Source organism: Streptomyces sp. NPDC127114, from assembly GCF_042677525.1.
GTDB lineage: Bacteria > Actinomycetota > Actinomycetes > Streptomycetales > Streptomycetaceae > Streptomyces.
The window spans coordinates 26,330-39,144 of sequence record NZ_JBHXTJ010000060.1; the positions used below are offsets into that span (position 1 = coordinate 26,330).

17 protein-coding genes are annotated in these 12,815 nt (G+C 70.3%); 9 read left to right on the plus strand and 8 right to left on the minus strand.

The window, feature by feature from the left end; genetic code table 11:
• Window positions 1-42: 42 nt before the first annotated feature.
• The gene (locus ACFVGS_RS34590) at window positions 43-1,422 is read right to left on the minus strand and encodes a glycine--tRNA ligase (RefSeq protein ID WP_385696155.1); all 1,380 of its coding nucleotides are present in this window, start codon (window positions 1,420-1,422) and stop codon (window positions 43-45) included.
• A 225-nt stretch (window positions 1,423-1,647) separates the two neighbouring features.
• On the opposite strand from ACFVGS_RS34590, the gene ACFVGS_RS34595 reads away from it, so the two are divergent.
• The 4 genes from ACFVGS_RS34595 (at window position 1,648) to ACFVGS_RS34610 (ending at window position 4,869) form a co-directional block, all read left to right on the plus strand.
• On the plus strand, window positions 1,648-2,643 hold the full coding sequence (locus ACFVGS_RS34595; protein WP_385696158.1) for a zinc ABC transporter substrate-binding protein: 996 nt from the start codon (window positions 1,648-1,650) through the stop codon (window positions 2,641-2,643).
• Between the two features lie 78 nt (window positions 2,644-2,721).
• Window positions 2,722-3,498 carry a metal ABC transporter ATP-binding protein gene (locus ACFVGS_RS34600; protein WP_384415536.1) on the plus strand — a complete coding sequence of 259 codons (777 nt, stop codon included), beginning with the start codon at window positions 2,722-2,724 and terminating at the stop codon, window positions 3,496-3,498.
• A 2-nt stretch (window positions 3,499-3,500) separates the two neighbouring features.
• Complete coding sequence (locus ACFVGS_RS34605) at window positions 3,501-4,397, plus strand: metal ABC transporter permease (RefSeq protein ID WP_384415534.1); 897 nt, start codon at window positions 3,501-3,503, stop codon at window positions 4,395-4,397.
• A 61-nt stretch (window positions 4,398-4,458) separates the two neighbouring features.
• Window positions 4,459-4,869 (plus strand): Fur family transcriptional regulator, encoded by a 411-nt coding sequence (locus tag ACFVGS_RS34610; protein ID WP_384415532.1) that lies wholly within the window; start codon window positions 4,459-4,461, stop codon window positions 4,867-4,869.
• Between the two features lie 80 nt (window positions 4,870-4,949).
• Here ACFVGS_RS34610 and ACFVGS_RS34615 read toward each other — a convergent pair whose 3' ends face one another.
• The 6 genes from ACFVGS_RS34615 to ACFVGS_RS34640 form a co-directional block, all read right to left on the minus strand.
• Window positions 4,950-5,459, minus strand: a complete 510-nt coding sequence (locus ACFVGS_RS34615) for a YcxB family protein (RefSeq protein WP_385696161.1) — start codon at window positions 5,457-5,459, stop codon at window positions 4,950-4,952.
• A 19-nt stretch (window positions 5,460-5,478) separates the two neighbouring features.
• Window positions 5,479-6,303, minus strand: coding sequence for an isoprenyl transferase (locus ACFVGS_RS34620; RefSeq protein WP_384415526.1), 825 nt, complete (start codon window positions 6,301-6,303; stop codon window positions 5,479-5,481).
• A 13-nt stretch (window positions 6,304-6,316) separates the two neighbouring features.
• Window positions 6,317-7,066, minus strand: coding sequence for a DNA repair protein RecO (gene recO / locus ACFVGS_RS34625; RefSeq protein ID WP_384415523.1), 750 nt, complete (start codon window positions 7,064-7,066; stop codon window positions 6,317-6,319).
• Between the two features lie 83 nt (window positions 7,067-7,149).
• Window positions 7,150-8,445: a S8 family serine peptidase gene (locus ACFVGS_RS34630; RefSeq protein ID WP_385696164.1), complete on the minus strand. Its 1,296-nt coding sequence runs from the start codon at window positions 8,443-8,445 to the stop codon at window positions 7,150-7,152.
• Between the two features lie 188 nt (window positions 8,446-8,633).
• The gene (locus tag ACFVGS_RS34635; protein WP_384415517.1) at window positions 8,634-8,849 is read right to left on the minus strand and encodes a hypothetical protein; all 216 of its coding nucleotides are present in this window, start codon (window positions 8,847-8,849) and stop codon (window positions 8,634-8,636) included.
• Window positions 8,846-9,064 (minus strand): hypothetical protein, encoded by a 219-nt coding sequence (locus tag ACFVGS_RS34640; RefSeq protein WP_385696182.1) that lies wholly within the window; start codon window positions 9,062-9,064, stop codon window positions 8,846-8,848. The genes ACFVGS_RS34635 and ACFVGS_RS34640 overlap by 4 nt, the downstream gene beginning before the upstream one ends.
• A 132-nt stretch (window positions 9,065-9,196) precedes the next feature.
• Between ACFVGS_RS34640 and ACFVGS_RS34645 the strand changes: the two genes are divergently transcribed.
• The 3 genes from ACFVGS_RS34645 to ACFVGS_RS34655 are packed head-to-tail and all read left to right on the plus strand — an operon-like array spanning window position 9,197 to window position 10,837.
• On the plus strand, window positions 9,197-10,030 hold the full coding sequence (locus tag ACFVGS_RS34645; protein ID WP_385696168.1) for a Scr1 family TA system antitoxin-like transcriptional regulator: 834 nt from the start codon (window positions 9,197-9,199) through the stop codon (window positions 10,028-10,030).
• Window positions 10,012-10,284 carry a DUF397 domain-containing protein gene (locus tag ACFVGS_RS34650; protein WP_385696171.1) on the plus strand — a complete coding sequence of 91 codons (273 nt, stop codon included), beginning with the start codon at window positions 10,012-10,014 and terminating at the stop codon, window positions 10,282-10,284. Before ACFVGS_RS34645 ends, ACFVGS_RS34650 begins: the two co-directional genes overlap by 19 nt.
• Window positions 10,285-10,294: 10 nt before the next feature.
• Complete coding sequence (locus tag ACFVGS_RS34655; RefSeq protein ID WP_385696174.1) at window positions 10,295-10,837, plus strand: GNAT family N-acetyltransferase; 543 nt, start codon at window positions 10,295-10,297, stop codon at window positions 10,835-10,837.
• Here the strand turns inward: ACFVGS_RS34655 and ACFVGS_RS34660 are convergent.
• Entirely contained in the window at window positions 10,812-11,639 is an 828-nt protein-coding gene (locus ACFVGS_RS34660; RefSeq protein ID WP_384415713.1) for a helix-turn-helix domain-containing protein, read from the minus strand. The two genes, ACFVGS_RS34655 and ACFVGS_RS34660, sit on opposite strands and share 26 nt — an antisense overlap.
• Window positions 11,640-11,885: 246 nt before the next feature.
• Between ACFVGS_RS34660 and ACFVGS_RS34665 the strand changes: the two genes are divergently transcribed.
• On the plus strand, window positions 11,886-12,569 hold the full coding sequence (locus tag ACFVGS_RS34665; protein WP_385696176.1) for a DUF4097 family beta strand repeat-containing protein: 684 nt from the start codon (window positions 11,886-11,888) through the stop codon (window positions 12,567-12,569).
• Window positions 12,570-12,603: 34 nt separating this feature from the next.
• Window positions 12,604-12,815 (plus strand): ATP-binding cassette domain-containing protein (locus tag ACFVGS_RS34670; protein ID WP_385696179.1); only part of this gene is annotated, 212 nt, incomplete at its 3' end.

Consider the following 12,815-nt stretch of genomic DNA (forward strand, 5'->3'; position numbering starts at 1 on the left):
GGAAACGGAACCGGGGGCTTTCCCGTACGGGTACGACCGAGGTCAGCAGCCCAGCAGGCGGCTGGCCAGGTAGCCCTGGATCTGGTCGAGGGAGACGCGCTCCTGCTTCATGGTGTCGCGCTCGCGCACGGTCACCGCGTTGTCCTCGAGGGTGTCGAAGTCGACGGTGACGCAGTAGGGCGTGCCGATCTCGTCCTGGCGACGGTAGCGGCGGCCGATGGCGCCGGCGTCGTCGAACTCGATGTTCCAGTTCTGCCGCAGGTCGGCCGCGAGGCCCTTGGCCTTCGGCGAGAGGTCCGCGTTGCGGGACAGCGGCAGGACCGCGACCTTGACCGGGGCCAGGCGGTGGTCGAGGCGCAGCACGGTGCGCTTCTCCATGACGCCCTTGGCGTTCGGGGCCTCGTCCTCGGTGTACGCGTCGAGCAGGAAGGCCAGCATGGTGCGGCCGACACCGGCGGCGGGCTCGATGACGTACGGCGTGTAGCGCTCGCCCTCCTGCTCCAGGTAGGTCAGGTTGGCGCCGGAGGCCTCGGCGTGGGCCTTCAGGTCGTAGTCGGTGCGGTTGGCGACGCCCTCGAGCTCGCCCCACTCGCTGCCGCCGAACTGGAAGCGGTACTCGATGTCGGCGGTGCGCTTCGAGTAGTGGGAGAGCTTCTCCTTCGGGTGCTCGTACCAGCGCATGTTCTCCTCACGGAGACCCAGGTTCGTGTACCAGTTCCAGCGCTGCTCCATCCAGTACTCGTGCCACTGCTCGTCCTCGCCCGGCTTGACGAAGAACTCCATCTCCATCTGCTCGAACTCGCGGGTGCGGAAGATGAAGTTGCCCGGAGTGATCTCGTTCCGGAAGGACTTGCCCATCTGCGCGATGCCGAACGGGGGCTTCTTGCGCGAGGTCGTCTGCACCTGGGCGAAGTTGGTGAAGATGCCCTGGGCGGTCTCGGGACGCAGGTACGCGATGGAGCCGGTGTCCTGGGTCGGGCCGAGGTGCGTGGAGAGCAGGCCGGAGAACTGCTTGGGCTCCGTGAAGGTGCCCTTGTTGCCGCAGTTGGGGCAGTTGAGGTCGGCGAGGCCGTTCTCGGGGAGGCGGCCGTGCTTCTCCTCGTACGCCTCCTCCAGGTGGTCGGCGCGGAAGCGCTTGTGGCAGGAGGTGCACTCGGTCAGCGGGTCGGTGAAGGTCGCGACGTGGCCGGAGGCCTCCCAGACCTCGGTGGCCAGGATGACCGACGAGTCGATGCCGACGACGTCCTCGCGCGAGGTGACCATGTAACGCCACCACTGGCGCTTGATGTTCTCCTTGAGCTCGACGCCCAGGTGTCCGTAGTCCCAGGCGGCGCGCTGACCGCCGTAGATCTCACTGCAGGGGAAAACAAAGCCACGGCGCTTGCTCAGGCTGACGATGGTGTCGATCTTGTCGGCGGCCACGGTGCTCTCTTCATTACGACGACGAAGTGCGAATGCCTCAGGTTACCGGCGCCCGGGCCCTCACTTTCAAATCGGTTCCCCCTCGCTCAGCCGCGACCCGCCGTACGGCGGCGGCGAGCCCGCTCACCGGCGGCTCGGTGAGCGCCCGGGAGACCGAACACGCGTGCGCCAGGACACACGTGCGGCAATTGACAACCGTTTCCACTTTTGTTGAAAATGAGTGTCATGAACGTACGCCGACTGATACCCACCACCGCCGTCGCCGGAGCCGTCGCCCTCGGTCTCGTGACCCTCTCCGCCTGCGGCGGGAGCTCCGACGCCGCCGACAAGGGCGGCAACGGCAACGACGGGAAGCTGGACGTCGTCGCGTCGTTCTACCCCATGCAGTTCCTGGCCGAGCAGATAGGTGGCAAGCACGTCACCGTCAACACGCTCACCAAGCCGGGCGTCGAGCCGCACGACCTGGAGCTCAAGCCGAAGCAGATCGGCGAGCTCGGCGAGGCCGACGTCATCCTCTACCTCAAGGGCATCCAGCCCGCCGTCGACGAGGCCATCGCGCAGTCGAACGCCGGCACCACCATCGACGCCACCACCCTCACCAAGCTCGAGGAGCACGGCACCGAGGTCGGCCACGACCACGGCGCCGAGCACGGCTCCGAAGAGGCGGGCCACGAGGAGCACGCCGGTGAGGGCGAGGCCGGCGCCGACCCGCACATCTGGCTCGACCCGGTGAAGTACGGCGAGGTCGCCCAGGGCGTGGGCGCCGCCTTCGAGAAGGCCGACCCGGCCCACGCCGCCACGTACAAGGCGAACACCCAGGCTCTGATGACGAAGCTCGCCGCCCTGAACAGCGAGTTCCAGACGGGCCTGAAGAACACCTCCACCAAGACCTTCATCACGACCCACTCCGCCTTCGGCTACCTCGCCGAGCGCTACGGCCTGGAGCAGGAGGGCATCTCCGGCATGGACCCCGAGTCCGAGCCGAGCCCCGCCCGCATCAAGGAGCTCCAGGACATCGCGAAGAAGGACAAGGTCACCACCGTCTTCTTCGAGACCCTGGCCAGCGACAAGACCGCCAAGACCCTCGCGAGCGACACCGGTCTCAAGACCGACGTGCTCGACCCGCTGGAGGGAATCACGGACAGGTCCAAGGGCGATGACTACATCGAGGTCATGCAGTCCAACCTCGCCGCACTGAAGAAGGCCCTCGGCGCGAAGTGAGCGCCGCGTCAGCGCCCGCCGAGGGCGACGTGAGCGCGAAGTGAGCGTGAAGTGATCCACACCCAGCAGGAGGCAGTCGTGAGCTCTCTCGTGAGCGACGAGCCCGTCATCTCCGTGCGCGGCGCCACCGCCGCCCTCGGCTCGCGCCCCGTCCTGCGCGGCGTCGACCTCACCGTGCACCGCGGTGAGGTCGTCGCGCTGCTCGGCGCCAACGGCTCCGGCAAGTCCACCGCCGTCCGCTCCGTCATCGGCCAGGTGCCCCTGACCGGCGGCACCATCGAGCTGTTCGGCACCCCGCAGAAGCGATTCCGCGACTGGGCCCGGGTCGGCTACGTCCCGCAGCGCACCACCGCCGCCAGCGGTGTCCCGGCGACCGTCCGCGAGGTCGTCTCCTCCGGCCGGCTGTCCCGCCGCAGGTTCGGCCTCACCACCAAGGCCGACCGCGCCGCGATAGCCCGGGCCATGGAGCTGGTCGGCCTCGACGACCGCGCCGGCGACTCGGTCGGCGCCCTCTCCGGCGGGCAGCACCAGCGCGTGCTGATCGCCCGCGCGCTCGCCTCCGAGCCCGAGCTGCTGATCATGGACGAGCCGATGGCCGGTGTCGACCTGGCCAGCCAGGAGATCCTCGCCGGCACCCTGCGCGAGCAGGTCGCCGGCGGCACCTCCGTCCTCCTCGTCCTGCACGAGCTCGGCCCCCTGGAGCCCCTCATCGACCGCGCGGTCGTGCTCCGCGACGGCTGCGTCGTCCACGACGGCCCGCCGCCCCGCGCCGTGGGCCAGCACGCCCTGCCCGGCCACGACCACGTCCACCCCCACGCGGCCGACGAGCCGCTCCGCACGGGACTGCTGACCTGACGATGGAATTCCTCGAACTCGCCTTCATGCAGCGGGCGCTCATCGCGGCCGTCCTCGTCGGCATCACCGCGCCCGCCGTCGGTGTCTACCTGGTCCAGCGCCGCCAGGCCCTGATGGGCGACGGCATCGGCCACGTCGCCATGACCGGCGTCGGCCTCGGCTTCCTCATGTCCGCCAACCCGGTGTGGATGGCCACCCTGGTCGCCGTCGCCGGCGCGGTCGCCATGGAGCTGATCCGCGCGTACGGCAAGACCCGCGGCGACCTCGCCCTCGCCCTGCTCTTCTACGGCGGCATGGCCGGCGGCGTCCTGCTGATCAACCTGTCGCCGACCGGCTCCAACGCCAACCTGAGCTCGTTCCTCTTCGGTTCGCTGTCCACGGTCTCCGCCGAGGACGTCACGTCGATCAGCGTGCTCGCCGCGTTCGTCGTCCTCGTCACCGTCGGGCTGCGCCGCCAGCTCTTCGCCGTCAGCCAGGACGAGGACTTCGCCCGCGTCACCGGCCTGCCGGTGCGCGCCCTGAACCTGCTCATCGCGGTCACCGCCGCCGTGACCGTCACGGTCGCGATGCGCGTGGTCGGCCTGCTCCTGGTCAGCGCCCTGATGGTGGTGCCGGTCGCGGCCGCCCAGCAGCTGTCCCGGTCCTTCCGTACGACGTTCGTCCTCGCGGTCGTCATCGGCACCGGCGTCACCCTGTCCGGCACGATCACCTCGTACTACCAGGACGTGCCGCCCGGCGCGACGATCGTGCTCTTCGCGATCGGCGTGTTCATCGCGCTCGCGGTCCTCGCCGCGCCGCTGGCCAGACGACGGGCCCGTGCCGCCGAGCGGGCCACCGCGGAGTGCGACGCACGATGCCTTCCGGCCACCCGCCGTCCCACGGACGACGTGAAGGTCTGACGGCGCAGCAACGGGGGGCTGGCAGAATGGCGGGGGCAGACAAGGATTCAAGGAGGCCCCCGTGGTGACGGCAGGACCCCCCGTAAAAGGCCGCTCGACCAAGCAGCGGGCCGCAGTCTCGGCAGCCCTGAACGAGGTGGACGAGTTCCGCAGCGCCCAGGAGCTGCACGACATGCTCAAGCACCGCGGCGACTCCGTCGGCCTCACCACCGTCTACCGCACGCTCCAGTCCCTCGCCGAGGCCGGCGAGGTCGACGCGCTGCGCACGAGCGACGGCGAGACGGTCTACCGGCGCTGCTCGACGGGCGACCACCACCACCATCTGGTGTGCCGCGTCTGCGGCAAGGCCGTGGAGGTGGAGGGCCCGGCGGTGGAGCAGTGGGCCGAGACGATCGCGGCGGAGCACGGCTTCGTGAACGTGGCGCACACGGTGGAGATCTTCGGCACATGCGCGGAGTGCGCGGCGAAGTGACCTGGCGGCCGTGACCTGACATACGAGAGGGCCCGCACCGGATCCACCCGGTGCGGGCCCTCTCGCGTACGCGACGCGTCTCACATACGGGTGATGTTCCGGTCCAGGAGGGCACGGAGCCGGTCGACGTCGGTGGGGTCGGAGAGCCCGCGCTTGGGCAGGGCGGCGACGCCCACGCCGCCCTTGTCGGCGGAGAGCAGCACGAACTGCGTCGGCGTCTCGGTGTACCGGGGCGTCAGCTGCCAGCGCGCCGTCGTCTCGCTGACGCTCGTCTCCCAGCGCACCCCGTCCTCGTCCACGCGCGCCCGGTGCTCCCCCTGCCGCGCGACCATGGCGTACATCTGCCGGGCGGTGAGCCTGAGGGCCAGTGGCCCGAGGACGGCAGCGAGCAGTCCGAGCGCGCCCATGAGGATCGCGCCCCCGGTGTTCGGCTCTCCGGGTCCGGACAGTAGGAAGGCGACGACCAGGAATGCCAGTACGGCGGTGATCGGCATCAGCCACCGCAGTGTCCGGAACGAGCCGTGCCGCATCTGCACCCGTACGGCGTCGAGCAGATCCTCACGCGTCGGCGTGTAGACGAGCTCCATCACGGATCCCCCCTCTGCACCGTCAGGCCTTGTCGAGCACGGCCAGGTCCGCCGGGTCCACGCCCCCGAACCGCCGGTCGCGCTGCGCGTACTCCACGCACGCGCGCCACAGGTCGCGGCGGTCGAAGTCGGGCCACAGGACGTCCTGGAAGACCATCTCGGCGTACGCGCTCTGCCAGATCAGGTAGTTCGACGTGCGCTGCTCGCCGCTGGGCCGCAGGAAGAGGTCGACGTCCGGCATGTCCGGGTAGTAGAGGTACTTCTGGATCGTCTTCTCGGTGATCTTCGCCGGGTCGAGCCTTCCCGCCTTCACGTCCTCGGCCAGCGCCTGCGCCGCGTCCGTGAGCTCGGCCCGCCCGCCGTAGTTCATGCAGAAGTACAGCGTGAGCTTCGTGTTGTCCTTGGTCTGCTCCTGGGCGACCTGGAGCTCCTTGGCCACCGACTTCCACAGCTTGGGCATGCGGCCCACCCAGCGCACCCGGACGCCGAGCTCGTCGAGCTGGTCGCGGGTCTTGCGGATGAAGTCCCGGTTGAAGTTCATCAGGAAGCGCACCTCCTCGGGCGAGCGCTTCCAGTTCTCCGTGGAGAAGGCGTACAGCGAGATCGAGCCGACGCCCATCTCGATCGCGCCCTGGAGCACGTCGAGCACCTGCTCGGCGCCGACCTTGTGGCCCTCGGTGCGCGGCAGGCCGCGCTCCTTGGCCCAGCGGCCGTTGCCGTCCATGACGATCGCGACGTGCTCGGGCACGAGCTCGGGCTGGAGCTTCGGCGGGCGGGCTCCGGAGGGGTGCGGCTCGGGGGTCCTGTACTCCCGTCGCTGGCGCCCGAGGAGTCGTGCGATGGCCATGGCGTGGTCTCTCCTAGCTCTTCTCTACGTACCGCAGCGAGCGCAGCCCGCGCTCCAGGTGCCAGTGCAGATAGGCGGACACCAGTCCGCTGCCCTCCCTGACGTGACGCGGCTCGGCCGCGTCCGCCGTCTCCCAGTCGCCGGTGAGCAGCGCGCTGAGCAGGCCTACGGCCTCCGCAGAGGGTACGACGCTTCCGGGCACCCGGCAGTCCGCGCAGATGACTCCGCCCGCTGCGACCGAAAAGAAGCGGTTCGGCCCGTGAAGTCCGCATTTGGCGCAGTCTTCGAAGCTGGGCGCGTAGCCGTTGACGGCGAGCGAGCGGAGCAGGAAGGCGTCGAGGATGAGGTGCGGGGCGTGCTCGCCGCGGGCGAGGGTGCGCAGCCCGCCCACGAGCAGCAGGTACTGCTGCACGGCCGGCTCGCCCTCGTGGTCGGTGAACCGTTCCGCCGTCTCCAGCATCGCGGTGCCCGCGGTGTACCGGGCGTAGTCGGTGACGATGCCGCTGCCGTACGCGGCGATGGTCTCGCTCTGCGTGCACAGCGGGAGCCCGCGCCCGACCAGCTCACTCCCGCGGGCGAAGAACTGCACGTCCACGTGCGAGAACGGTTCGAGTCGCGCCCCGAACTTCGACTTCGTCCGGCGCACGCCGCGCGCGACGGCGCGTACACGTCCGTGACCGCGCGTGAGCAGCGTGATGATGCGGTCCGCTTCACCCAGCTTCTGGGTGCGCAGCACGATGCCGTCGTCGCGGAACAGACTCATGGAGCCATTGTCCCGTACCGCGAGGGAGCCCCGGGCGGGTACCCGGTACCCGGGCCGCGGGGCTCTCGGCGCGCGGAAGCGGCTCAGTAGCCGCCGGCGTGGACGAGGTGCCCGTAGTAGCGCCCGCTGACCGGCGCGTTCGGGTCGCCGGCGAAGCCGTACGAGACGAGCTCGGGGGCGGCGGCGTCGGCGCGGAGCTTCGCGGCCACGCCGGCCGGCGACGGGTCCGTGCACTGCCCGCCGGCGAGGCACAGCGCGGCCGCGCCGGCCACGTGCGGCGAGGCCATCGAGGTGCCGGAGAAGACGGTGGTGCCGCCGCGGTTGCGGGTCGACTCGATGCACACCCCCGGACCGGCGATCGTGTGGGCGGCGTCCGCCTCGCTCACCGCGAAGCTGGAGAAGTCCGCCGCCGTCTCGTCCACGTCGTCCCGGCAGGTCGCGGCCGCGCCACCCCCGGGCTGCCCGTTGAAGTCGGCCATGGCGGTCGCCGTGAGGACCTCGTCGTAGGCGGCGGGACGGTGGTTGGCCAGGTCGTCGTTGTCGTTGCCGGCCGCCACCACCACCGTGACGCCGGCCTGGACCACCCGGCAGATCGCCTGGTGCTCGGGGTCGCCGTTGGTGAACCCGCAGTTGCCGTCGTCGCTGCCGTCGCCGCCGAGGCTCATGTTCGCGACCTTGATGCCGAGACCGGCGGCATTGGCCGTCACCCAGTCGAGTCCGCAGACGATGGTGGACAGCCGCCCCCAGCCCCCGCCGCCGAGCACCTTGACCGCGTACAGCCGGGCCCCCGGCGCGACCCCCACGACGTGGTCGCCGTTGTCCCGCGCGCCGACGGTGCCGGCCACATGGGTGCCGTGGCCGTTGTTGTCGCGCCAGCTCTCGGGCCTCGTCGTCACGCAGTTGATCCCACCGGCCACGTTGAGGTCGGGGTGCCGGTCGTCGATCCCGGTGTCGAGGATCGCCACCGCCGTGTTGACCTCACCCGTCCCGTTTCCTGCGGACGTGCTGCTCGCATCGGCCTGGATCCGGTCCACGCCGGTCGGCAGCACCTGCTGGGTGGCGCGTACGGGCGCGTCCACGGCCACGGTCCGCACGCCCTCGGCCGCGCGCAGGTCGGCCACCCGTGACTCCGGGACCACGGCCGAGTACCCGACCAGCGCGTCCCTGTACCGGAACTCCGCCCGTACCCCGTAGGCGCGGCCGTGCTGCCGGATGACCGCCTCGAGCCGGTCGCGCGCCGAGTCCTCCAGCACGATCACGTACCGCCCCACGGGCTGGGCCGCCCGCGCCTCCGTCGCCCGCGCCCCCGTGAGTCCCCCGGCCAGCAGCGCTCCCGCCGCCGCGGACACCGCCACCAGCCGATACACCGGTCTCGCCATGCCGAACACCTCGATTGCTTTCGTGGTCAACGAACTGCGAACCGACCGAACGGGGTTCGCGGCGACCACGTAACCGGGAGGGCGAGACGTGTGCAGCGCGGGAGAGGCGGATGGACTAACAGACCGTGAGGTGGCACGTCACCCGACGGGGCGAGGCCGTTCTCGCCGAGCCGGAACCCCGGACGGCGTCACGGCACCTCGCCCCGGCTGCGCGCGTTCGCGTGCGCGGTGGCGGCGCGCAGCCGCTCGGCGGCGGTCGCGACCCGGACCCCGTCCGGCTCGCAGTCCCACTCGCGGCCTCCGCCGATGGGCCGGACCTGGAGGTAGGGACCCTCGTGGCCCATCACGGTGCCGACCTTGCCGGTACGGATGTCGACGACGTACGCGCCGATGGGCGGTTTCATTCGCGTCCCCCTTCGTCCATGGGCGTCAGCGCGGCGGCGAGCAGCCGTGCCGTGGCCGCCGTACAGCGCCCGAGCTCGATCAGCGGCCGGGGAGGATCGGCGGCGAGAGTCACGGCGTCGATCCCGAGCGAGGGAAGCGTGATTCCGGCCCGCCCGAGCGCGTCGCGCAATTCCCTCACCGCCTCCCGTACCTCTTCAGTTTCCGTCGGCCGCATGCTGTCTTCCTTCACCAACGCGCTCCTTTCCGAATCCATTTCCCGCTTTCCGCATCCAGGGTGGTGGCGGATCCGTAGAATCGGCAGACGCGCTGGGGCTACAAGTGCGGTGTGGGGTTCGGGAGTTAATCCATGGCCAAAGCCAAGCGGGAAGAAGTGTGGGAGTTCTTCGGAGAGCTCCTGAAGGAACGCCGGGAGGCGGCGGGGCTCTCACAGAACGACCTGGGGGCACGGGTGTTCGTCTCGGGCGCCTACATCGGCCTGTTCGAGCAGGGAATCAGGAAGCCGCAGCTGGAGCTGGCCCGGCGATTCGACGAGGTCCTACAAACCGGCGGTATTTTCGAACGGACCTGGCGGAAGCTGATCGACAAGTCGCCGTACGCGGAATACTTCAACGCGGCGGCGGAGCTGGAGGCCGTGGCGACGAAGATCTGCGAGTTCGCGCCGACGGTGGTGCCGGGTCTGCTGCAGACACGGGACTATATGCGTGCGCAGATCCTCGCGATGTATCCGTTCGCCTCGGAGGAGTTCATCGAGGAGAAGGTCAGCTCCCGGATCGAGCGACAGGCGATCCTCAAGGACGCAACGAGGCCGGAGTATTGGGTCGTACTGCATGAGAACGCGGTACTCACTCCTGTGGGAGGCCCAGCGACCATGGCCTCGCAACTGGAGCGCATCGCGTCGCTGGTCCGCCAGCGATGGGCGCTGGTCACGGTGCTGCCCCGCGCTGTCGGTGCACACGCACACATGACCGGAACTCTGAAGCTGATGGAGTTCAAGGACCAGCCCCCAACGGCCTATACAGAGACCGAGTTTTCGGGAACGCTCCTCGATGATCCGGCTGTGGTGAAGCAAGCCCAGCGCGCCTACGATCTGCTCAGGGTCGCCACGCTGTCGCCGGAGGCGTCCCTCGCACTGATCGAGTCGGCGGCGGAGGACTTCAGACGATGCGCAAGTACGACCTGACCAACGCCCACTGGTTCAAGAGCTCCTACAGCAACGCTTCAGGCGGCGACTGCGTCGAGGTCACCTACGACTTCGCCGGCGCCACGGCCTGGCGCAAGAGCTCCTACAGCAACGGCGAGGGCGGCAACTGCCTCGAAGTCCTCGACGACGTCCCCGGTGTCGTCCCCGTCCGTGACAGCAAGGTCCCCGACGGCCCCGCGCTCGTGGTCCCGGCCGCCGCCTGGGCCGCGTTCGTGGCGGGCGTGAAGAGATGACGACCATCGAGTGACCACCCTGAGGCATCCCCCGCAGCTGGTCCGGATCGACGACCGCCTCGTCCTCCGCCGCCCCGAGGACCCGGCCGACCTGTCCGAGCTGCACCAGCTGATCGACGAGTCGGTCGAGCACCTGCGGCCGTGGATGGACTGGGTCGAGGACCACAGTCCGGAGTGGACGGCCGGCTACCTCTCGCGGCGGGCCGGACAGTGGGCGGCGGGCGCGGAGTTCACGTACCTCATCGTGCTCGACGGGGCGATGGTCGGGGCCTGCAGCCTGCACCGGCGCGAGGAGACGCCCGCCGACGCGTACGAGATCGGCTACTGGCTCCACCCGGCCGCCACCGGTCACGGCCTGGCCGCCCGGGCCGCCCGGGCCCTCGTCGCCGAGGGGTTCCGGCTGCCCGGCGTTCAGCGGCTGCTGGTCCTGCACCTGCCGGAGAACCACGCGAGCGCCACCGTCCCGGCGAAGCTCGGCTTCACCGAGCTGGCGCGACTCGGGGACGGGGAGTTCCGGGTCTGGGAGCTCACGCGGGGCCAGGACCAGGCGTAGGCGGCTCCTCCACCGGCTCCTCCCCCTGGGCCTCCGCCTGGGCCTCGTCGAAGGCTGCCGTGAGGTCCGCGGTCTGGGGCTTGCTGGTCAGGATGGCGCGGGCCTGCTGGGCGGCGCGGGTGATGCTCTCGGAGACGAAGTCGGCGAAGCGGGCGATGTTCTCGAGGCGGATGCCGGCGGGGGTGTCGCGGCCGAGGACGCTGACGCCCTGCCGAGCGGTCTCGGTGACGTGGGCGGTGGCGCGGGCGCTGGCCATGACCGACTCGTACCAGATGTCGTCGTCGACGATGTAGCGCTCCCGGCGGCCCTCCCCGCGGTCGCGGCGGACGAGGCCCTGGCTCTCGAGGAATGCGACGGCCTTGGACACCGAGGCGGGGCTCACCTGGAGGCGCTGCACCAGCTCGGGCGCGGTGAGGCTGCCCTCGTCGCTGATGGTGATGGAGGCCATGACCCGGGCCATCATCTTGGGCATGCCCGACTGCATGAGGACGGTCGTGAACATCTCCTCGTACGCGCGGACGGCCTCGACGTCCCTGCCGTAGGCCTCCTCGTGCGCGGCGGGGCCGGCCCCGGCTCCGGTGCCGCGCGGTGACGTCTGCTTGCGGCGCTGGGCACGGTGTTCGGTGGCGCGGTGGGCGAGGTCGGCGCGGTAGCCGGCGGGGCCTCCGTTGCGCATGACCTCACGGGTGACGGTGGACGTCGGGCGGTCGAGGCGCCGGGCGATCTCCGCGTAGGCGAGTCCGTCGGCCAGTCCGAGGGCGATCTGCTGACGTTCGGGCTGGGTGAGCCTGCCTCCGGGCATCGCGGCCTCCTTCAGGTGCGTGGTGTGCCCCACTATAGCGTTCACTTCCATTCCATTGCAACGAGCTACGGGGCTGACGTTGCGTTACCCGCAGACCCGTTGCAACGATTTCCTTATCTTGACCTGCGGTTACTTAGTTGTTGCGCAACAAGGTTGTTGCCGGATGCGTGAAGGCAACGTAGCTTTTCCCATGTCGGAAACGCCGACAGCGACAACGGGAACACCCACGAGAACAAGGAACCCACCATGCAGAAGTTCGCCACCCCGGCCACCACCACCACCGCCCTCTCCGCCGTCCTCGACATCCCCGCCGGCCACATCCGCCTCATCGCCGCCGACCGCACCGACGCCACCGTCGAGGTCCTGCCCGCCAACCCCACCAAGAGCCGCGACATCAAGGCCGCCGAGGACATCCGGATCGACTACACCGACGGCGTCCTGGCCATCACCGCCCCGCCGGCCAGGAACCAGCTCTTCGGCCCCTCCGGCTCCGTCGAGATCACCGTCCAGCTGCCCACCGGCTCCCGCGTCGAGGCCCACGGCGCCGCCGCCGACTTCCGCGGCGTCGGACGCCTCGGCGACGTCACCGTCACCGCCGCCCAGGGCCCCGTCAAGATCGACGAGGCCACCAGCCTCCACGCCACCCTCCAGGACGGCGACATCACCGTCGGCCGCCTCAACGGCCCCGCGCAGATCAGCACCCTGCGCGGCGACATCCGCGTCACCGAGGCCGACCGCGGCACCGTCACCCTCAGCACCCAGAAGGGCGACATCACCATCGCCACCGCCCCCGGCACCTCCGCCACCCTCGACGCCGGCACCTCCTACGGCCGCATCCACAACAGCCTCACCAACACCGAAGGCCCCCACGCCCCCCTCGCCATCCGCGCCACCACCTCCTACGGCGACATCACCGCCCGCAGCCTCTGACCCGTACCGCCGCCGCGCGACACAAGGAGCACCCATGACCGCCCTGGCCATCTCGGCGACCGCACTGCGCAAGTCCTACGGCGACAAGACCGTTCTCGACGGCATCGACCTCGCCGTCCCGGAAGGCACGATCTTCTCCCTGCTCGGCCCCAACGGCGCCGGCAAGACCACCGCCGTCAAGATCCTCTCCACCCTCGTCGCACCCGGGCCCGGCAGCGGCCGGATCGCCGTCGGCGGTCACGAACT